The organism is Pantoea folii (assembly GCF_056678875.1).
The window spans coordinates 13,972-32,950 of the sequence record NZ_JBWXON010000031.1; the positions used below are offsets into that span (position 1 = coordinate 13,972).

20 protein-coding genes are annotated in these 18,979 nt (G+C 53.0%); 12 read left to right on the top strand and 8 right to left on the bottom strand.

Annotated features, from left to right (window positions below):
* The first annotated feature begins 200 nt into the window (after positions 1 to 200).
* The 4 genes from AC1MDE_RS24975 to AC1MDE_RS24990 all read left to right on the top strand — a co-directional run bounded on the left by AC1MDE_RS24975 (position 201) and on the right by AC1MDE_RS24990 (position 2,611).
* Complete coding sequence (locus AC1MDE_RS24975) at positions 201 to 440, top strand: DUF1289 domain-containing protein (protein ID WP_034821614.1); 240 nt, start codon at positions 201 to 203, stop codon at positions 438 to 440.
* Between the two features lie 72 nt (positions 441 to 512).
* A complete protein-coding gene (locus AC1MDE_RS24980; protein WP_479398403.1) occupies positions 513 to 1,409 on the top strand; it encodes an aldo/keto reductase in 897 nt (298 codons plus the stop codon).
* Between the two features lie 81 nt (positions 1,410 to 1,490).
* Positions 1,491 to 2,009: a superoxide dismutase family protein gene (sodC, locus tag AC1MDE_RS24985; protein ID WP_160869822.1), complete on the top strand. Its 519-nt coding sequence runs from the start codon at positions 1,491 to 1,493 to the stop codon at positions 2,007 to 2,009.
* A gap of 134 nt (positions 2,010 to 2,143) precedes the next feature.
* Complete coding sequence (locus tag AC1MDE_RS24990) at positions 2,144 to 2,611, top strand: hypothetical protein (RefSeq protein ID WP_034821596.1); 468 nt, start codon at positions 2,144 to 2,146, stop codon at positions 2,609 to 2,611.
* Here AC1MDE_RS24990 and AC1MDE_RS24995 read toward each other — a convergent pair whose 3' ends face one another.
* The 3 genes from AC1MDE_RS24995 to AC1MDE_RS25005 are packed head-to-tail and all read right to left on the bottom strand — an operon-like array spanning position 2,612 to position 5,720.
* On the bottom strand, positions 2,612 to 4,612 hold the full coding sequence (locus AC1MDE_RS24995) for an FUSC family protein (protein ID WP_480345167.1): 2,001 nt from the start codon (positions 4,610 to 4,612) through the stop codon (positions 2,612 to 2,614).
* A gap of 7 nt (positions 4,613 to 4,619) precedes the next feature.
* Positions 4,620 to 5,477 carry an efflux RND transporter periplasmic adaptor subunit gene (locus AC1MDE_RS25000; RefSeq protein WP_058959762.1) on the bottom strand — a complete coding sequence of 286 codons (858 nt, stop codon included), beginning with the start codon at positions 5,475 to 5,477 and terminating at the stop codon, positions 4,620 to 4,622.
* 6 nt (positions 5,478 to 5,483) lie between these two features.
* A complete protein-coding gene (locus tag AC1MDE_RS25005) occupies positions 5,484 to 5,720 on the bottom strand; it encodes a DUF1656 domain-containing protein (protein WP_038647264.1) in 237 nt (78 codons plus the stop codon).
* Between the two features lie 152 nt (positions 5,721 to 5,872).
* Between AC1MDE_RS25005 and slyA the strand changes: the two genes are divergently transcribed.
* Entirely contained in the window at positions 5,873 to 6,310 is a 438-nt protein-coding gene (gene slyA, locus AC1MDE_RS25010; protein ID WP_034821588.1) for a transcriptional regulator SlyA, read from the top strand.
* Between the two features lie 41 nt (positions 6,311 to 6,351).
* Here slyA and slyB read toward each other — a convergent pair whose 3' ends face one another.
* Positions 6,352 to 6,819 carry an outer membrane lipoprotein SlyB gene (gene slyB / locus AC1MDE_RS25015; RefSeq protein WP_034821586.1) on the bottom strand — a complete coding sequence of 156 codons (468 nt, stop codon included), beginning with the start codon at positions 6,817 to 6,819 and terminating at the stop codon, positions 6,352 to 6,354.
* Between the two features lie 285 nt (positions 6,820 to 7,104).
* Here slyB and anmK point away from each other — a divergent pair, with 285 nt between their 5' ends.
* From anmK to pdxY, 5 genes are all read left to right on the top strand, one after another.
* Complete coding sequence (anmK, locus tag AC1MDE_RS25020) at positions 7,105 to 8,226, top strand: anhydro-N-acetylmuramic acid kinase (RefSeq protein WP_480345168.1); 1,122 nt, start codon at positions 7,105 to 7,107, stop codon at positions 8,224 to 8,226.
* 10 nt (positions 8,227 to 8,236) lie between these two features.
* Entirely contained in the window at positions 8,237 to 8,566 is a 330-nt protein-coding gene (locus tag AC1MDE_RS25025; RefSeq protein WP_058959764.1) for an MliC family protein, read from the top strand.
* Between the two features lie 14 nt (positions 8,567 to 8,580).
* Positions 8,581 to 9,237 (top strand): pyridoxamine 5'-phosphate oxidase, encoded by a 657-nt coding sequence (pdxH, locus tag AC1MDE_RS25030; RefSeq protein WP_045834198.1) that lies wholly within the window; start codon positions 8,581 to 8,583, stop codon positions 9,235 to 9,237.
* A gap of 139 nt (positions 9,238 to 9,376) precedes the next feature.
* On the top strand, positions 9,377 to 10,651 hold the full coding sequence (gene tyrS, locus AC1MDE_RS25035; protein WP_058959765.1) for a tyrosine--tRNA ligase: 1,275 nt from the start codon (positions 9,377 to 9,379) through the stop codon (positions 10,649 to 10,651).
* A 54-nt stretch (positions 10,652 to 10,705) separates the two neighbouring features.
* A complete protein-coding gene (gene pdxY / locus AC1MDE_RS25040) occupies positions 10,706 to 11,566 on the top strand; it encodes a pyridoxal kinase PdxY (RefSeq protein ID WP_045813989.1) in 861 nt (286 codons plus the stop codon).
* A gap of 81 nt (positions 11,567 to 11,647) precedes the next feature.
* Here pdxY and gstA read toward each other — a convergent pair whose 3' ends face one another.
* The 3 genes from gstA to dtpA all read right to left on the bottom strand — a co-directional run bounded on the left by gstA (position 11,648) and on the right by dtpA (position 14,901).
* Positions 11,648 to 12,253: a glutathione transferase GstA gene (gstA, locus tag AC1MDE_RS25045; protein ID WP_196250085.1), complete on the bottom strand. Its 606-nt coding sequence runs from the start codon at positions 12,251 to 12,253 to the stop codon at positions 11,648 to 11,650.
* Positions 12,254 to 12,327: 74 nt separating this feature from the next.
* Complete coding sequence (locus AC1MDE_RS25050) at positions 12,328 to 13,236, bottom strand: LysR family transcriptional regulator (RefSeq protein WP_479398411.1); 909 nt, start codon at positions 13,234 to 13,236, stop codon at positions 12,328 to 12,330.
* Positions 13,237 to 13,392: 156 nt separating this feature from the next.
* Positions 13,393 to 14,901, bottom strand: a complete 1,509-nt coding sequence (gene dtpA / locus AC1MDE_RS25055) for a dipeptide/tripeptide permease DtpA (RefSeq protein ID WP_479398413.1) — start codon at positions 14,899 to 14,901, stop codon at positions 13,393 to 13,395.
* A gap of 652 nt (positions 14,902 to 15,553) precedes the next feature.
* Here dtpA and AC1MDE_RS25060 point away from each other — a divergent pair.
* On the top strand, positions 15,554 to 16,243 hold the full coding sequence (locus tag AC1MDE_RS25060; protein ID WP_058962471.1) for a CTP synthase C-terminal region-related (seleno)protein: 690 nt from the start codon (positions 15,554 to 15,556) through the stop codon (positions 16,241 to 16,243).
* A gap of 32 nt (positions 16,244 to 16,275) precedes the next feature.
* On the opposite strand, the gene AC1MDE_RS25065 is transcribed toward AC1MDE_RS25060, so the two are convergent.
* A complete protein-coding gene (locus tag AC1MDE_RS25065; protein WP_479398416.1) occupies positions 16,276 to 17,235 on the bottom strand; it encodes a zinc-dependent alcohol dehydrogenase family protein in 960 nt (319 codons plus the stop codon).
* A 1,259-nt stretch (positions 17,236 to 18,494) separates the two neighbouring features.
* Between AC1MDE_RS25065 and AC1MDE_RS25070 the strand changes: the two genes are divergently transcribed.
* Positions 18,495 to 18,979: contractile injection system protein, VgrG/Pvc8 family (locus AC1MDE_RS25070; RefSeq protein WP_480345170.1), on the top strand; the 485-nt coding region annotated here is incomplete at its 3' end.

Consider the following 18,979-nt stretch of genomic DNA (forward strand, 5'->3'; position numbering starts at 1 on the left):
ACAATCGTATGAATTCAATATGAGGAAAACCTTAACGCTTATTAAACAGTACCCAACCAAAGGTTCTTGCGCTGAGAACAATGGTAAATATCCATTTCCGTGGTGATGGCTGGATGAAATCTGGGCGAACTACGTATACGCTTTGCACAATGTCACTAAGCTGTTATCAATATAAAGCTTATTGTTAAACCGGAGTGGATGTGGCCGAGCAATTAGAGTTCTTTCCTGTTCCCAGCCCGTGTCGCGGCATCTGTCAGAGTGATGCGCGCGGCTATTGTCGCGGCTGTCTGCGTAGCCGTGAGGAACGCTTTAACTGGATGAAGTTTACCGATGCGCAAAAACGTGATGTGTTGCGGTTATGTCGCCAACGCTGGCTGCGCCTGCATCGACAACAAAAAGTCGATGAGAATCATGATCCGGAACAACCCTCACTGTTTTAAGAAAACGATGATTTGCCTTTCCGTTATACTCCCAGCTTCGCTTTCCGCTTTCGCGTTCAAGGGAGTTTACCGATGTTACAACCGCAAACTATCGCCCCGCAGGGACCTCAATTCTCACCGCTGATCGTTGGCTACTGGCGCCTGCTGGAGTGGGGCATGACGCCGCAGCAGTTAGTGGCTTTTATCGAGCATCATCTGTCATTGGGCATCACCACGGTCGATCACGCCGATATTTATGGTAACTACGGTTGTGAAGCCGCTTTTGGCGAGGCGCTGCGTCTGGCACCGGGGCTGCGTGAAAAACTGCAGATTGTCACCAAATGCGGCATTGCAACACGCGCCAAACCGGAACATAAAATTGGCCATTACATTACCGAGGCCAGTCACATTCTGCACAGTGCGGAAAATTCCCTGCGCTACTTCAACACCGATTATCTCGATCTGCTGCTGATTCATCGCCCGGATCCACTAATGGATGCAGATGAAATGGCCGAAGCCTTTATGGCGCTGCATCAAAGCGGCAAAGTGCGCCACTTCGGTGTGTCGAACTTTACCGCTCCCCAGTTCACGCTGCTGCAATCTCGCCTGCCGTTTAGCCTGGTCACCAACCAACTGGAAATCTCACCGCTGGAACAGTCAACGCTGCTCGATGGCACGCTCGACCAGTGTCAGCAGGTGCGCATCCGCCCGATGGCATGGTCCTGTTTAGGCGGTGGACGTCTGTTTAACGATGCGCATTATCAGCCGCTGCGTGATGAGCTTGAGCAGGTCAAACAGGAAATCGGCGCGAGCAGCATTGAACAGGTGGTGTATGCATGGGTGATGAAATTGCCAAGCCGCCCACTGCCAATCATCGGATCCGGTAAAGCCACGCGCGTCAGCGAAGCGGCAGGCGCTTGCCAACTGACGCTCGATCGTCAGCAGTGGTTCCGCATTCGCAAAGCGGCACTCGGTTTTGATGTGCCCTGAAGCGTAAAACTACGTCAAATTACGGCAGCCTGGCCTATTCCGGTCCAGGCTTACAGGGCATTTCAACCGTAAGGAGACGTTATGAAAAAAATTCTCATCGCCACACTGGCGCTGGTCTGTGCTGCTGGCGCTCAGGCCGCCTCTGAAGAGGTGACATTGCATGAGGTCACCGCACAGGGTATCGGCGCCGCCATTGGTAAAGTCACTATCAGTGAAACGCCATATGGTTTGCAGTTCGCGCCCGCGCTAACCGGCCTGAAACCGGGCATTCACGGCTTCCACGTGCATGCCAAAGGCAGTTGTGAGCCTGGTCAATCGGATGGCAAAACTGTTGCGGCCGGCGCAGCGGGTGGACATCTGGATCCACAAAACACCGGCAAACATCTCGGGCCTTACGCAGAGGGTCACTTGGGCGATCTGCCTGCTCTGTATGTCACTGACGATGGCAAGGCCGATTACCCGGTGGTGGCGCCGCGTATAAAATCGCTGAGCGAAGTGAAAGGGAAGGCGTTAATGGTTCATGTGGGTGGCGATAATCATGCAGATCATCCGCAGCCGTTAGGGGGAGGCGGTGCCCGATTTGCCTGCGGTGTAATTTAAACTCTCAGGCGGCAGGCAATCTGCCGTCTGCATCTTTTCACTGCCGGAAAAATTCTGACCCACTTTCCCGCTACACTCCGCACGCTATCCGTCCTATGATGTTGATTCAGGAATAAAACCTCTCAGGGGCAGGAATGAAAACGCGTGGGATTTTGCTGTTATGTGTATTACTCGCGGGATGTGATCAACCTAACGAAACGCAGTTGAGGTTAGACACCAGCCGCCAGTTACAGCGCACCATTGATACCAACCCGCTGCGTGCAAGTTGTGAAGATATCGCTCGCGGACGGGAGTGGCTTACCCCGCACACGCTCGAACAGTTACAGGCACAGGGCTGTCAGAATGTGCTGCGCAGCGCCACCGAAACCAATTTCCTGCACACCGAGTTTTTTCACCGCACGTTAACCACGGTTTGCGGCTCAATCCGGGGGAAAAGTTTCACCGGCACGTTTCTTGATCGTCGCTTTATCTATTCGTATGAGGAGCGATACCTGGTGATTGAGCCGATGACCGAGCAAGACAAAACCCGTTTTGAAGGGCACAAAACCTTGCAGCAGTTGCAGGACGATTTTAACCGCCAGACCACACAATATTGCCAGTAATTAATCCGGCACCGCCTGACTTAACTGTGCTAACGAACAGCGCAGGCGCCATAAAATGCCCGCCAGCGTATTGGCTTCGCTATCAGGCTGCTGCTGCAGTTGCGCAATCATCCCTTCCAGCTCATCCAGCGTGGCCTGCAACGAAGTATGACGCACGCCGCGCAGGCTCATAATCCGTTGCAGATCCTGCAAACTGCTATCGCGCATTTGCGCCAGAGTGACTGAGGCTGGCCGCCATTCGCGTAATTGCCAGACAATATGGGAACAGTTGAGCAGCACCACGCCCCAGCGCAGCAGCCAGACACGCGCCTGTTCATCACGGCTACTACTCAGCTGGCTGATGTGGTGGTAAATCTGCGATTCAAAGTGGCTCTCGCTGAGACGTGGATGGCGTCGCAGCTGGTCAAGAAATGCATGGCGTAACGCGCGAATATGCCTGCGGCTACGGCGCGCATCGGAGCTGGGGCGCAGTACCTGAAAAGCCATCCATGCCAGCAGCACGCCACACACTTTGGCCAGATTATCGTTGAGAAAGCTTTGGTAATCCCAGTCTGGCGGGTTGGTGACGGCAATAAATGAACCCATAAAAACAATAAATTGTCCCCACATCCCCGCGCGTTTTTTCTGCTGCAGCTTAAACAGTTGCAAGGTGATCAGCAGCGGAAACAGCACCAGCAGAAATTGCCACAGGGCGCTGATTTGTACCATCAAACCGTATTGCAGCAGAAAACTAAACACCGACAGCCATAGCAGGGTTTTCAGCAACAGTGATACGCTGCCGCTGGGGGAGGGAGCGGAAGAGTAGAGCACGCAGGCAATCGCCGTCAGCGTTAACGCTGCTGCGCCTGCATCCCATTGTGTGCCAATCCAGAAAGCGCAGCCCAGCATGATCACGCTGAAGGTGCGCAACGCACTCCAGCCGGCTTCAGCGCTGTCGCTTTCACGTGCCAAAGAGGGCACTTTTGGCGGTTGAAAGCGCGTATCGGCGTCTGCGCGCTCAATCAAACGTATCCAGCGATTAACGTTGAGGTAAACCCAGCAGAAATAACGTAAACGCTGAACAAACGCGCGCTGACGATAATCGCCGGTGGCTTCCGGTATTACGCTGCGCAGTATGCGCGCCAGAAGATATTTATCACACTGCGGCAATGCGAGTTCGTGTAACAACTGTTGAATGGCGGTGTAAAGTTCCGGTGGTGCATCCGGCCAGTTCAGCAGCATGCGGCGCAGGCTGGAGAGAACGCTGGTCAGGCGTAACTGCTGGTGCAAAACATAGTTAAGCACGTTGTTCTGACGGCGATAGCGGTAATGGCTCCAGAAGGCCTGAATACGCAGCAAGTTCATAGTGAGAATCTGGCTGATGACATTTTCATGCGCGGTGCGCACGTTATCAGTACTGCTTTGTTGCAGCAGTAAAACTGCATGGTCGAGCAGACGAGCGTGCATCTGCCGCAGTGAAGTCATCAAGGTGTTGCCATCTGATGTACTGGGCAAAACCATCATCATCAGTCCGGCACATAAAATGCCTGAAATCACCTCGCAAACGCGCGCCTGAGTGATATCCCACAATTGGGTCACATCGGTAATATTGACGCTGCTAAAGGCAATGATCGCTGCGGTGTACCCGGCCAGAGAGAATGCGTAGGCGACATTGTTTTGATAGTGGTTGGCGATCCAGGTACAAAACGCCAGCCAGCCGGCCATAAAAAAGGCAAATAGCCAGGGTTCGTTGAGCGTATGCCCGGCAATCAGCAGCGCGGCGGTGGCACCGAGCAGACTGCCGACAATACGCCCCAGACTTTTACTGATCGCACCGCCCACGGTGGGAAAACTCACCACGGCGGCGGAGGTCATCGCCCAATAGGGTTCATCCAGTTGCAGCGCATAGGCGATGGTGAGCGCCAGACACATCGCAATCGCATTACGCAAGGCATAGCGCCATTCGCCGCCGGTTGCTTTAATCCACGGCAGATTTTGCCAGGCCAGCCACTGCAGATTCATGACGGCCTCAATGTGCGATGGAAATCGTACAGGTGGTGCCCGCCACCAGCGGAACATCATCCGGAATCGCATCCAAACGAATGCGTACCGGCACACGTTGTGCCAGGCGCACCCAAGGCACGTTGGGTTTGATGTCTGGCACTAAACCGCCATCGGTTGAAACGCTCTGATCGTAAATAGCGCGCCCGATGCTCTCCACTTTTCCCTGCAAGCGAGTGCCATTACTGTAGAGTACGATTTGCGCGTCGGCGCCGGGCTGAATGTGACGCAGTTTGGTCTCTTCGAAATAGCCCATCACATAATAGGAGTGGCTATCCACCAGGGCGAACAACGGTGTTCCGGCGGTGGCGTAGTTGCCGGGACGCAGCGTCAGGTTGCTGATCCAACCGTCGGTGGGCGCGGTAAGCGTGGTTTGTTGCAGATTCCAGCGCGCCTGATCCAGACTCGCCTGTGCCGCTTTAGCCGTTGCTGCTGCGGCGTTTGCTGTCAGTCGTGCGGCATCCATATCTTCTGCTGAGATCACATTACGTGGCAGGCTGGCACGACGATTGGCTTCGTGTTGGGCTTTGGCCAAATCGGATTGCGCCTTCGCCAGTTGAGCATCCGCATTATCCAGCGCAATTTGCCAGGGCACGGGATCGATCTTTAAAAGGATGTCCCCTTTATGCACAAACTGGTTGTCATGCACCTTGAGATCAATGATGCGGCCCGATACTTCCGGTGTGATATCCACCAGCTCAGCGCGCACTTTGCCATCACGTGTCCACGGTGACTGCATGTAGTAGTTCCACATCCACCAGCCGGCAATCAGGGCCAGGGCAAACACCACCAGTGTTGAAAAGTATTTAAAAGGGTTGAATTTCATGGTGATTTATCCGAGGCTCAGTATCCACAGTGCGCCAGTGACGCACAGAACAAACAGGGAAAGATCCATTAAGGTGGGATGCCAGATGTCGCCGGAGTACATCCAGCCGCGCAGCAACGGGTGAATCAGTAACCAGAAAAAGAAACCCAGCAGCACAGCTTTAAACAGCGGCGGAAAGAACAGCGAGGCACCAAATACCAGGTCGGTAAGCGGAGCGGTGGCGGAAAGTGCGGTAATGGACACGTGTCTTCATCCTTCATTGTCCCAGGTTCTCTCTCAAACTAGCGTAGAAGAGAGCGTGCCGTCTGGCCTGGGATTTGTAATTTGTCCTGTAAACTCGCAGAATAGTGTAAAATCTGGCTTGATAGCTAGCAAGCTAATTATAAGGAGATGAAATGGATACGCCCCTCGGTACAGACCTGTCTCGGCTGGTACGCATCTGGCGTGCCTTGATTGACCAGCGTTTGAAGCCGCTTGAGTTGACACAAACGCATTGGGTGACGTTACACAATATTCATCAACTTCCGCCAGAGCAGTCGCAGATCCAGCTGGCCAAAGCCATTGGTATTGAACAACCTTCGCTGGTGCGTACGCTGGATCAGTTGGAAGAGAAGGGACTCATCACGCGTGCCACCTGTGCTAACGACCGTCGTGCCAAACGCATTAAGTTGACGAAGCAGGCCGAGCCGATTATCGAGCAGGTTGAAAATGTGATTGATGCGACCCGCGATGACATCCTTTCGGGCATCAGCCTCGAAGAGATTAATCAAATGGTCACGCTGATTGCTCGACTGGAAAAAAACATTCTCGAGTTCCAAAACCGCGAGAAATAAAAAAACCGACGCGCTGGCGTCGGTTTTTTTTATCTGTTCGCTTAGCGTGGTGAAACGGTCACCTGGCTGCCATTCGACGCCATGACGACGCGCTGACCCACTGAGTAACGGGTTGCGGCCTGCTTCTGCACCACCATAATGGTGTTGCCGTCGTCTTTACGGATTTCCAGCTCAACACCGTCAGACTTGTTGACCGCACCCTGCACGCCCTGGCCTGCTACGCCGCCAAGTACCGCACCGCCTGCTGTGGCCAGGCTGCGACCGGTGCCACCACCAATGGTGTTACCGAGGAAACCACCCAGCACCGCACCACCAATCGCGCCAATCACGTTATTTTCATCGCCACCCTGGATTTTAACCGGGCGAACCGACACCAGAGTACCGTATGAGACACTTTGTACTTGTTTGGCTTCATTGGCGCTATACACATCACCGGAAAGGGTGTCATTGCTGACACAACCTGCCAGCGTCAGGCCGGTCAGTGCCACGGCTACAAAACGCTTAATCATCAGAAAGCTCCTTAATGCAAAAAAACGCCATGTTCTCGTCCTCTACAGCAAGAGTATAAGACAGAAAGCTGGCAATTGACTCTATGTCCAAATAATACGCGGCTGAGGCGAAGGATAGACCATTGCCCCTCAACAAAAATTCAATTTCGTGCTGAAAATATTTTATCGCTGAAATGCCGTGTGCGGTGCGGTTGAGAAGCGGAATTTTATCATAGAATTAGCCGCTGATATTTGCCAGGCTAAACAGAATCGAATTGAAGACTCGCGCGTGAGTAAGGAACCGCTATGAAATCAGGACGCTATATTGGTGTGATGTCCGGCACCAGCCTCGACGGTGTCGATGTGGTACTGGCGGTGATTGATAATCATATGGTCGCGCAGCAGGCCAGCTATTGTCACCCGATGCCGCAGGAGATTCGGCAACAGGTGCTGGCAATCTGTCAGGGGCAATCGCTGACGCTGTCGCAACTCGGCCAACTGGATACACGGCTGGGCAAGCTATTTGCCGAAGCGGTGTTAACGCTAATGCAGCAGCAATCGCTGGAAGCCAGCGACATCATGGCAATAGGTTGTCATGGTCAGACCGTGTGGCATGAGCCGCAGAGCGACGCCCCGAATACGCTACAGATTGGGGACAGCAATCAAATCGCCGCCGCCACGGGAATTACCGTGGTGGCCGATTTTCGTCGTCGCGACATGGCCTTAGGCGGACAAGGCGCGCCACTGGTTCCCGCGTTCCATCAGGCGCTGTTGATGGACAGCGTTGAACGGCGCATGGTGCTCAACATTGGCGGTATTGCCAATCTGTCATTATTGATCCCCGGTCAGCCTGTGCGTGGCTTTGATACCGGGCCTGGCAATATGTTGATTGATGCCTGGATTTGGCGTCATAAGGGCGTGCCCTATGATAAGGATGCTAGCTGGGCGCGCAGTGGTCAGGTGGTGCCTGCACTGCTGGAGGAAATGCTCAACGACCCCTGGTTCGCGCTGCCACCACCGAAAAGTACCGGTCGTGAATACTTCAATCTCGGCTGGGTTGAACGTCAATTACAGCGTTTCCCGGCGCTGGCACCGCAGGATGTGCAGGCCACACTCAGCGAACTCACCGCATTGACCATTGCTCAACAAGTTCAGCTCAATGATGGCTGCGTTCGCCTGCTGGTGTGTGGTGGCGGCAGTCGCAACCCATTGCTGATGGCGCGGCTGGCGGCCCATTTGCCGGGTACTGAAGTGGGGACGACGGATGACGCCGGGATCAGTGGTGATGATATGGAAGCGTTGGCCTTCGCCTGGCTGGCGTTTCGCACCTTGTCCGGTTTGCCAGGCAATTTGCCTGCCGTCACCGGTGCACGGGAAATGAGTGTATTGGGCGCCATTTATCCGGCGAATGCCCGATTGACACATTAAGGAGTGAAAGATGAAAAAAATCGTTATTCTGTTGAGCTGTGTCGTCACGATGAGTGGCTGCGGCATGATGCACAAAGAGCAGCCTACACCACAGACATTGCGCTATCAGTGCGGCACATTACCGTTAACGGTGACACTGGACAATCCGAAGCAGCAGGTGAGCTTTATTCTGGATGGTAAACCGCTCACCTTAACCCAAACCGTATCAGCTTCCGGCGCGCGCTACAGCGACGGCACTTATGTCTTCTGGTCGAAAGGCAATGGCGCTTTTGTTGAGCGTAATGACAAAATCGTGATTAATGACTGTGAATTGCAAAATGCGGATACGTCCGCCCAGTAACGAAGAGAATCAGCATGAGCGACAGTGACAGCTTGCAAAACATTGCCCATTTGCGCCGTGAGTACACTCGCGGCGGGCTTAGACGTAACGATCTGCCAGACAATCCGCTGGCGTTGTTTGAACACTGGCTCAAGCAGGCGTGCGATGCCCAATTGCCCGATCCTACAGCAATGACCGTCGCCACCGTTGACAGCAGCGGCCAGCCTTATCAGCGTATTGTGTTGCTGAAGCATTACGATGAACAAGGCATGGTGTTTTACACCAATCTGGGCAGCCGCAAAGCGCTGCAGTTGGCGGACAATCCGCGCATCTCGCTGCATTTCCCATGGCACTTTCTTGAACGCCAGGTGATGGTATTAGGGGAAGTGGAAAAACTGTCGCCACTGGAAGTGCTGAAATACTTTAGCAGCCGCCCACGGGATAGCCAGATCGGTGCTTGGGTGTCGAAGCAATCAAGCCGTATTTCGGCGCGTGGTGTGCTGGAAGGCAAGTTCCTTGAACTTAAGCAAAAATTCCAGCAAGGCGAAGTGCCTTTACCCAGTTTCTGGGGCGGATATCGCGTCAAATTCCATACCGTGGAGTTCTGGCAGGGCGGCGAACATCGCCTGCATGACCGCTTCCTCTACCAACGTGAAGGCAACGGCTGGACGATTGACCGTTTAGCGCCGTAAAACTGCGTTTTACCCCCTTTCAACGCTGGCGCAGTTGGCGTCAGCGCTTTATGCTATAGCCCTCATTTTTTTCGTATCCGCATCTCAGCGGAAAGCTGTGTACCAGCCTAGGTGCAGTCTGATCAATTTGGAGTCAGTGATGACCAGCAGTAACCTGATACAACAATTGCAAGAAAGGGGCTTAGTCGCCCAGGTAACGGACGAGGAAGCGTTAGCAGAGCGACTGGCGCAAGGGCCAATTGCACTCTATTGCGGCTTCGATCCGACCGCTGATAGCTTGCATTTGGGCCATCTGGTGCCGCTGCTCTGCCTGAAACGTTTTCAGGACGCCGGACACAAGCCGGTCGCGCTGGTGGGTGGTGCCACCGGTCTGATTGGCGATCCCAGCTTTAAAGCAGCAGAACGTAAACTTAACACCGCGGATACCGTGGGCGAATGGGTTGAGAAGATCCGCAACCAGGTGGCGCCTTTCCTCAGCTTCGACTGCGGTGATAATAGTGCTATCGCAGCGAACAACTACGACTGGTTTGGCGGCATGAACGTGCTGACTTTCCTGCGTGACATCGGTAAGCACTTCTCGGTGAACCAGATGATCAACCGCGAAGCGGTGAAGCAGCGTCTGAACCGTGAAGATCAGGGTATTTCTTACACCGAGTTCTCCTACAACCTGCTGCAGGGTTACGACTTTGCGGAACTGAACAAGCGTCACGATGTGGTGCTGCAGATTGGCGGTTCTGACCAGTGGGGCAACATCACGTCAGGTATCGATCTGACGCGCCGTCTGCATCAGCAGCAGGCATGGGGCTTGACCGTTCCATTGATCACCAAATCTGATGGCACCAAATTCGGTAAAACCGAAGGTGGCGCAGTGTGGCTCGATGCGAAGAAAACCAGCCCATACAAATTCTACCAGTTCTGGATCAACACCGCCGATGCTGACGTGTATCGCTTCCTGAAGTTTTTCACCTTTATGAGCATTGAAGAGATCAATGCGCTGGAAGAAGAAGACAAGAACAGCGGTAAAGCGCCACGCGCCCAATACGTGCTGGCAGAGCAGGTAACACGTCTGGTGCACGGCGAAGCGGGTCTGACGGCGGCAAAACGTATTACCGACAGCCTGTTCTCAGGCAGCCTGACCGAGATGACCGAAGCGGACTTCGAGCAGTTAGCGCAGGACGGTATGCCAGTGATTAACCTGAAAGCGGAAGACGATCTGCAGCAGGCGCTGGTGGCGGCTGAACTGGTGCCATCTCGTGGTCAGGCACGTACCATGATCGGTTCTAACGCCGTGTCGCTAAACGGTGAAAAACAATCTGACGCCGAGTATCGTTTCAGCGACAGCGACAAACTGTTTGGTCGCTTCACGCTGTTGCGTCGCGGTAAAAAACACTACTGCCTGATTAACTGGCAGTAAGGTTCGAGGGCCGGTTTCCGGCCCTTTTTTATGGCAAGGCAGTACAGGGCAATAATGAAAAATATCCTCGCAATCCAGTCTCATGTGGTTTACGGCCACGCCGGTAACAGCGCCGCCGAATTCCCCATGCGCCGTATGGGCGCAAACGTTTGGCCGTTAAACACCGTACAGTTTTCTAATCACACGCAATACGGTCACTGGACCGGCACCGTGATGCCAGCGACCCATTTGACCGACATCGTCAAAGGCATTGCGGCGATTGACCGTCTGAAGACCTGTGATGCGGTGCTGAGCGGCTATTTAGGGTCTGCAGAGCAGGGCGAGCAGATTCTGGAGATCGTGCGTCAGGTGAAAGCCGCTAACCCCAACGCCTGGTTCTTCTGCGATCCGGTGATGGGCCACCCTGAAAAGGGCTGCATTGTGGCGCCTGGCGTCGCGGAGTTCCATTGCAAGATGGCGATGCCAGCCAGCGATATCATCGCACCGAACCTGCTGGAGCTGGAAATGCTCAGCGGCCACGAAGTGGCGAATGTTGAGCAGGCGGTAGTGGCGGCACGCGCGTTAGTGGCGCAAGGGCCGAAAGTGGTGCTGGTGAAACATCTGGCGCGTGCCGGACGTCGCAGCGATCGCTTTGAGATGCTGCTGGTCACCGCTGATGAGTGCTGGCATATCAGCCGTCCGCTGGTGGATTTCGGGGTTCGTCAGCCGGTGGGCGTGGGCGATCTCACCAGTGGTTTGCTGCTGGTCGATCTGCTGCACGGCAAATCGTTACAGGATGCACTGGAACACGTTACCGCTGCAGTCTATGAAGTGATGCTGAAAACTCACGAGATGGGCGAGTACGAGCTGCAACTGGTGGCAGCGCAGGATGCGATTGCACAACCGACTCAGCACTTTGCTGCTGAGAAGCTGTAACGGCTGCGAAATCTGCAGGCGACCACCCGGTGGCCTGCAGACACGAGGCAAAACAGGCGCACAGAGTGCGCCTGAATCGGCTTAAACCAAACCTTCCGCCTTCAATGCTGCCTGCACCGCAGGGCGCTCCGCCACGCGATCAAACCAGGATTCAAGCGCCGTTAACCCGCTCAAATCCAACTTGATGGCTTTTGCCCAACGCGTGACCACAAACAGGTAGACATCGGCCACGGTGAAACGTAGTCCCATCAGCCACTGCTTATCCTGCAGCGCTTCATTCACCGCCTGATATTTTTTCTCTAACTGCGCCCGTACAATCGCTTTGTACTCTTCCGGCGTGTCCGGACGGAACAGCGGCGAGAAGGTTTTATGCAGTTCACTGCTGACAAAGCTCAGCCATTCAAGGGTGTGGTAGCGCGTCAGGCTGCCGGTCGGTGCCAGTAAATTGCGATCCGGCTTCAGATCCGCCAGATACTGCACAATGGCAACGCCTTCGGTTAACAAGCTGCCGTCATCAAACTGCAGCGCTGGAACCTGTCCTTTGGGGTTAATCTGCCAGTAATCTTCTCCCTGCTCGGTGACCTTTTTCTGCAGATCAACATTGACCTGGGTAAAGTCCAACCCGCATTCACGCGCAACAATATGCGGTGACAACGAACAGGCACCGGGCTTGCAATAGAGTTTCATCATGGCTTCTCCTGGAAGTGTGGTTGTGATCGAATTAGCATAAATCTGCGAAAATTTTTTACCAGTGACCGCGATCAGGAATTACGGTCCGCTTTAAACTTTTCCTGCGTAAAACAAGGTAGCGCAGGCAATTGTTCCAGCGCATAGTCCCAGAACTGACGCACCTTAGGCGTCATGTTTTTAACCCGCTGTGTGACCAGTTGTACCGGCAAGGGAGCAGGCTCCCACTCGGGTAATAAACGGATCAGTTTGCCATCACGAATATCATCCAGCACCTGGTACGACAGCAAACGTCCAATCCCCTGACCGCCACGTAGCGTTTCCAGCTGGCTTTCAATATCGTTTACGCGCAGACGAGGCAAAATGCGCACGCGTAAATCCTGGGCAAAGCGCCATTCACGTGTGTTACGCAAACTGGTGACCACCGTATGGTGCTGTAGCTCTGCCGGATGGGCGGGAGTACCTGCAAGCCGGAGATATTCCGGGCTCGCCACCAAGGTCGAACGCACGCTGCCTACTTTACGTGCCACCATTGAAGAATCCTGTAATTCGCCAATGCGCAGCGCGATATCCAACCCGTTCTCAATGAGATCCTGATAGCTGTCACTCAGCACCACTTCGATTTGCATCTCGGGATGTTGCTGCAAGAATGCATTCACCAGCGGCATGATATGGCGGCGGCCGAAAGGCACGGGTGCGGTGATGCGCAGCAGCCCCTGCAGGCCACTGTGATGCGCGCTATCGAGCGCGTGCTGATAATCACCTAATATTTGCTGAGCCCGTTCGAACAGCTGCCAGCCCGCTTCAGTGGGCGCCAGTTGACGAGTGGTGCGTTCAATCAGGGTCGTGCCCAACCGGGACTCGAGGGCATTCAATGTGCGGGTAATAACGGGAGGGGAGCGCTGTAAAAAACGTGCAGCACTCGCCAGGCTGCCTTGCTGAATCACCGCGACAAATACCTGAAGTTCTTCAAATCTATCCATGATGATTCCAGCACGTTTAACAGGAAGCCGTCATCATGCGGGGAAGTGGATAAAAAGCGAAGCTTTGGCAGCAGGAAACGTTAAAGCGGTGGAAAGAAATGAGTAACAGGAAATAAAAAAGCCGGGCGTTTGCCCGGCTTATTCACATCACCTTCATTACTGATTGGCGTTAGCACTTTTCAGTTCAGGCTGTGAAGCATCACTCTGCGTCATGCGGTTCAGCAGTGGCGCGGTGATCAGCATCAGGATAGCGATAACACCGGTCGCAATACCAATCTGCTGGAACACATGGCTGTAAACTTCCAGTGAAGCATGCGGATCGGTCACATTATTCGGTACGGCCATCAGATTCGCCACTTTACCGGCAATCATTGCAGCACCCGCCGTGGTCAGGAACCAGGAACCCATGATGAAGCCCATCAGACGCTGTGGGACTAACTGCGCCACCATCGCCAGGCCAAGACCGGAAATCATCAGTTCGCCCACACTCTGCAGTGCATAGCTGATGATCAACCAGTTCACAGACACAATACCGGCATCGTTAGCGAACCTGGCACCAAATGGCAGCACCAGGAACGCAGCAGAGCACAGCACCATACCAATCGCGAACTTGTGTGGCATAGGCAGTTTGTCGCCCAGCTTGTTGTAAACCGCTGCCAGAATCGGGCTGGCCAGCATGATCCAGAACGGGTTCAGTGCCTGGAACTGTTCAGGTTCGAAGGTAATGCCCAGAATGGCATGCTCAACGTTACGAATAGCGAAGAAGTTCAATGAGGTTGGCATCTGCATGTAGAGCACGAAGAACACAATCGCTTCGAGCATCAGCAGGAAGGCGACGATCATTTTACGGCGTGCTGCACCCTGCAGGGCAAAGGCTTCTTTCGCGAACACCAGCACGATGCCGATGGCAATCACGCCCAGTGCCATACGCGCAATGCTTTGGTGATGCAACAACCAGGCGGCAATGGCAACCAGCGCCACCACACCTACCAGCGTCATCAGCAATTTGCTGACATTCAGTGGCGCAAAGTCCGGTTTAGAACCGTAGTTTTTCACCAGGCGCTGGCAGAACAGGAAGTTCAGTAAGGTAATCACCAGACCCACCACGGAGAGCGAGAACGCTGCGCCCCAGCCGTAATGTGCAGCCAACCACGGTGTCAGCATCATCGAGAACAGAGAACCGATGTTGATCGACATATAGAACATCGTGAACGCACCGTCGATGCGCGGATCATCTTTCTCGTAGCAGGTAGACAGCAGAGAAGAAGGGTTGGCTTTAAACAAGCCACTACCCACGGCGATAGTCGCCATACCGACGTACACCATCGCAGTGTCATGACCTGAGAAAGCGATCAGTGCATAACCGAGCGCCAGCACGATCACGCCGAGCACAATCACGCGTTTGGTACCCAATACTTTATCGCCCAGCCAGCCGCCAATCGCGACCATGCCGTAAACCAGGGCGCTGAACGAGGTGAACAGGGTAATGGAGTCCGCTTCGGACATGCCCAGCTGTTTCACCAGGTAAACGGCCATGATGGCTTGCAGACCGTAGTAGCCGAAACGCTCCCACAGTTCGATGGAGAAGATCAGATAAAACGCTTTCGGTTGCTTGAACGCGTTGAGGCTTACTGCCTCGCCAGTGTGTTTGTTTGCAGTTGACACGTGTACCTCAGTTTATACATAGCCTGTTTTACGACAGGAATTAAGTCTGCGTCGGGCTGAGTAATCCCGCGCAACATTGTTATTAGAAAGGAAAAACGGCGCCTAATTTGGCTGAATCAGGCCAACAGGGCAAGCATTTTTTGCACGCTGAAATACTTGTAACAGGTAGGGTTAATGCCGTTATAAGAAGTTGTAAATCAGTGTTAAATATTGCTGTGTGGCATTATACCAGAATAATCATGCTAACTGGAGATCCTTAGGATCATTTTCCTGATATAAACCGCTTAAGGTGTATTTTACAGAACATAACGCTATAGATGATAAATTATACCAATATAAAGACCGTGAATGTACATTTACTAAGCACAATTGCTTGATAGTTGAGCGTAATAGGCTGACTAAAGTTTCCAAATGGCTAATTTGTTGATCCTGCGCACAAAATCACGAATTAATTAAAACCGTAAAAGAAGTAAACGATTTCGTGTTCAACATCCGTCGAGTTAATCACCACAAAGATGAATGTTTAGCCGTATAAAAAGCAGGCTATAACCAAAACGCGCGAAAACGAAAGTGAGTGATATCGCGCTGAAATGCGCTTAGACAGGTCGTGATGTTTGCTGTAACCTCGTTTTTTCCCTAAAAGGACGTAGCCATGACGCAGTCAGTTCGTGTCGCCCTTGTTGGCGATTACCGTGCCAATGCCGTTGCACATCAAGCCATTCCTCCTGCTGTACAGTTTGCCGCAAAATCCCTCTCGCTCGACGTCACCGCCGACTGGATCGCCACCCCAGACATCCATCAACACAACTGGAACGATTACGATGCCATTTGGGTGGTGCCGGGCAGCCCGTATCTCAACGACGAAGGTGTCTTTGCGACGATCCGCTGGGCGCGTGAAAACCACAAACCGTTCCTCGGTTCGTGTGGCGGTTTCCAGTATGCGGTGGTGGAGTACGCCCGCAATGTACTGGGTTGGGAAGATGCCGGGCATGCGGAAACCGATGAAAGTGGGCGCTGGGTGATTGCGCCGCTGGCCTGTTCGCTGGTGGAACAGCGTGGCACGGTGACTTTCGAACCGGGCTCACGGATTGCGCAAGCTTACGGCGCGCTGGAAAGTGATGAAGGGTATCACTGCAATTTCGGCGTGAACCCGGAATTCAGTGACGCGCTGGCCACTAATAATCTAAAGATTACTTCATGGGATTTGGATCGTGACGTACGCGGTGTTGAACTGACCGATCATCCGTTCTTTGTCGCGACGCTGTTCCAGTCAGAACGGGCGGCGCTGCAAAATCGGCTATCCCCGCTGGTGGTCGCCTGGCTGCAGGCTGCGGCCAAATAATCGATTGAACAGAGAGGCTGCTCAGCCTCTCTTTACTCGTCCAGACACAGCAGGGGTTTGCGCGTACGACCCGACTGGTGATAACTCTCAATAGCCGCGCGCCACTCGCTCAATGGGAAAATTTCCACCTCACCACACTCGCTGTCGCGCAGCAACGGCCAGACTTCTGAGAAAAGCTGTTGCCAAAGTGCCGCGCCAATATCACCTAAGGTGTGCCGCACATGGAACCAGTGCAGCGCCGGACGGATAGCATTCACTTTTACTGGCGTGCCGCTCAATACTCCATAAGTCACAAACTGTGCGTGCTCAGCTAGCGTTCGCCAGATCAACTGCCCCACATCGCCGCCGACCGCATCAAACACGATATCGGTTTGCGCACTCACTGCTTCAATCGCTTCCCGCGCAGTCTCCTGCAACGCAGTCAGGCCGAGGGCGTCCAACTTTTCTACATGTGCTGACGAGCGATACACCAACACCACGCGTCGTGCACCGTGCAGTTTCGCCCACTGGGCCAGCAAAAGTGCGCAGGCGGAACCACCGGCAGTGATCAGGACATTTTTACCGCTGACCGGCCATTGCTGCAGCATCAGCCAGGCGGCCAGCGGATTGATATAGGCGCGTGCGGCCAGCGTACTCGTAATATCCGATGGGACCGGAATAGCGAGCTGTGGATCGATATCCACATAACGTTGCCAGCAGCCCACACCACGCAGCGGTAACACGCGTTGCCCCACTAAATGTGAGTAAGCAGAGGGCGCGGCGATCACGGTGCCCACGCCTTCGTAGCCAGCGACCTGTGGCGGCGCGACACGATGACGATAAGCACCGGTAATCGGGATCAGATCAGATGCGTTCACTGGCGCATAGTGCATTTGCACGCGCAGCAGGTCAGCGGAACAAGGGAATAAAGAGGAGGATTCCAGCGTCAGTACATCAACAGGATCGCCAAACTGCCGATACCAGAGCGCGAGATTGCGATCCGTTATCGGCATGGACTCAGACTTCGGTTTTGGCGTCGAATTAGGATGGTGAAGTCCTAAATAATCATTATTTAATGTCATGAGGTTTTAGCTTAAGGACGATTTCTTATAATTCTACATGACCACTTTTGCTTTTTTCCATTAATAGCAACCCGCTAATGCAATGAATTATATCCTTTCGGTTAAAGCCCAGATCTGCCGGCATCTCTGATAGAGAGGAAAATGTGTCCCAAACTGAGTGCTATTTGTGAAATAGAGATAGCGGTGGCGCTTTCCCCCCCCCTTAACCTCGGCAATGTGTACCGGGCGCAACGATCACGGCAATCGCCCCTCCAAAATAATCTCTCGGAGAAAGTTGTTATATTTGCTTACTGGTTTGTCCTCATTTGAATGAAGTGACCGCCTGAGAATAAATTTTCTCAAAAATTTTTTTCAGATATTTCTGACTAAATTATGAGCCACCTAACAATGACTTAAAGCCAAATTTAAGAATTTCCTTATATAAATCAGCAATAAGAGATCGTATCAGGATGTTGCTTTAGGTCCACTGATTACTTTATATTCGTGCGCGAACTTACAGGAAAAGTCGGGTCTTAATGCTTTTCTCCATTATTTATACGATTGAATCATAAGTGTGGTTTATCAAACTGGGGCTTTGAAAGTCCGTTCCAATTTATGCCAGTGCCTGCACACCGCAGGGGCGCATAAGTCAATCGAGCTTACTCTCTCGTTCATAAGGAGAACGCAAGGGTGGTGAAGGTTAACCCTGTGATGCACGACATCAAGGGCACTTATAAAAAGAAGCGCAACTACCTGAAGCAGATTGAATTGCGCAGCGAATAAAAACCTGGACTTACAAGGATGTCAAAATCATTCATTCCAATTCATTGCACGAACGCGCCTTCGCGTAAGCCCGTGTGGGTGGTTCACTGTCCGCTTTTTCAGAGGTTCGCCTGCGCGCAGATACGCCTCTGAAAAATACACCGATTTACAGATGCCTCAGACCTTATAGGCCTCGGTTAACGGCCACGGGCGGTAGCGTGCCTGAAACAGAGTGAGAATTTATCAAATTTAGTAGTCGCAGCAGCCGTATAACAATCACTGGGGGGCGGTTTTTCCCTATGGAAAAGCATGCGATATCGGTGACGTTAATACCTGATAGCTTGACAAAGAAGTAATTATCGGCAATCAAGAAATAAAAATATTACTGACGTTATTCTCTCTGCAATTAGTGGGAGACATAACAATTCGTCATCAAGGAGAGAATGACAATGATCCCCTCTGGCCTAATAGAAAAAACAGCATCGGTAATTTCCTCTACGCTCAATCGATATTCTTTATTGATTCCAGCCTGCAATTCACCGATTGATGTGGAAAATCTTACGGGCATGGAAGCGCTGAGCGAGAACTACCTTTACAGCGTGATGTTCACCAGCCCGGATAATGACATCTCACCAGACCGGATGCTGCGCAAAGCGGTGACGCTGATTATGGGCATTGGACCTCTGCAGAAATTCGAATCGCAGAAGATTGTTCACGGTTATATCACCGATTTCCGTCGTCTGACGGGCTCCGCAGACCAGGTCAGCTATCTTGTTATTATTGAACCTCGCTTCTCGCTTCTGGATAAACAATTCCGCTCACACCGTTTCTTTGTGAATAAATCCGTTCCGGAAGTCGTCAGTCAGATCCTGGATGAGCATGGTTTTCAGGGGTGGGAATATGAATTCAGCCTGAAGCATGGCTACCCCAAAAG

Excerpts from the sequence above, each read along its gene's own strand:
- AC1MDE_RS24980 (WP_479398403.1), top strand. The coding sequence starts at position 513 with ATGTTACAACCGCAAACTATCGCCCCGCAGGGACCTCAATTCTCACCG.
- tyrS (WP_058959765.1), top strand. The coding sequence starts at position 9,377 with ATGACCAGCAGTAACCTGATACAACAATTGCAAGAAAGGGGCTTAGTC.
- AC1MDE_RS25000 (WP_058959762.1), bottom strand. The coding sequence starts at position 5,477 with ATGAAATTCAACCCTTTTAAATACTTTTCAACACTGGTGGTGTTTGCC.
- slyA (WP_034821588.1), top strand. The coding sequence starts at position 5,873 with ATGGATACGCCCCTCGGTACAGACCTGTCTCGGCTGGTACGCATCTGG.
- AC1MDE_RS25050 (WP_479398411.1), bottom strand. The coding sequence starts at position 13,236 with ATGGATAGATTTGAAGAACTTCAGGTATTTGTCGCGGTGATTCAGCAA.
- AC1MDE_RS25060 (WP_058962471.1), top strand. The coding sequence starts at position 15,554 with ATGACGCAGTCAGTTCGTGTCGCCCTTGTTGGCGATTACCGTGCCAAT.
- AC1MDE_RS25025 (WP_058959764.1), top strand. The coding sequence starts at position 8,237 with ATGAAAAAAATCGTTATTCTGTTGAGCTGTGTCGTCACGATGAGTGGC.
- sodC (WP_160869822.1), top strand. The coding sequence starts at position 1,491 with ATGAAAAAAATTCTCATCGCCACACTGGCGCTGGTCTGTGCTGCTGGC.
- AC1MDE_RS24995 (WP_480345167.1), bottom strand. The coding sequence starts at position 4,612 with ATGAATCTGCAGTGGCTGGCCTGGCAAAATCTGCCGTGGATTAAAGCA.
- pdxY (WP_045813989.1), top strand. The coding sequence starts at position 10,706 with ATGAAAAATATCCTCGCAATCCAGTCTCATGTGGTTTACGGCCACGCC.
- AC1MDE_RS25065 (WP_479398416.1), bottom strand. The coding sequence starts at position 17,235 with ATGCCGATAACGGATCGCAATCTCGCGCTCTGGTATCGGCAGTTTGGC.
- slyB (WP_034821586.1), bottom strand. The coding sequence starts at position 6,819 with ATGATTAAGCGTTTTGTAGCCGTGGCACTGACCGGCCTGACGCTGGCA.
- anmK (WP_480345168.1), top strand. The coding sequence starts at position 7,105 with ATGAAATCAGGACGCTATATTGGTGTGATGTCCGGCACCAGCCTCGAC.
- gstA (WP_196250085.1), bottom strand. The coding sequence starts at position 12,253 with ATGAAACTCTATTGCAAGCCCGGTGCCTGTTCGTTGTCACCGCATATT.
- AC1MDE_RS24990 (WP_034821596.1), top strand. The coding sequence starts at position 2,144 with ATGAAAACGCGTGGGATTTTGCTGTTATGTGTATTACTCGCGGGATGT.
- pdxH (WP_045834198.1), top strand. The coding sequence starts at position 8,581 with ATGAGCGACAGTGACAGCTTGCAAAACATTGCCCATTTGCGCCGTGAG.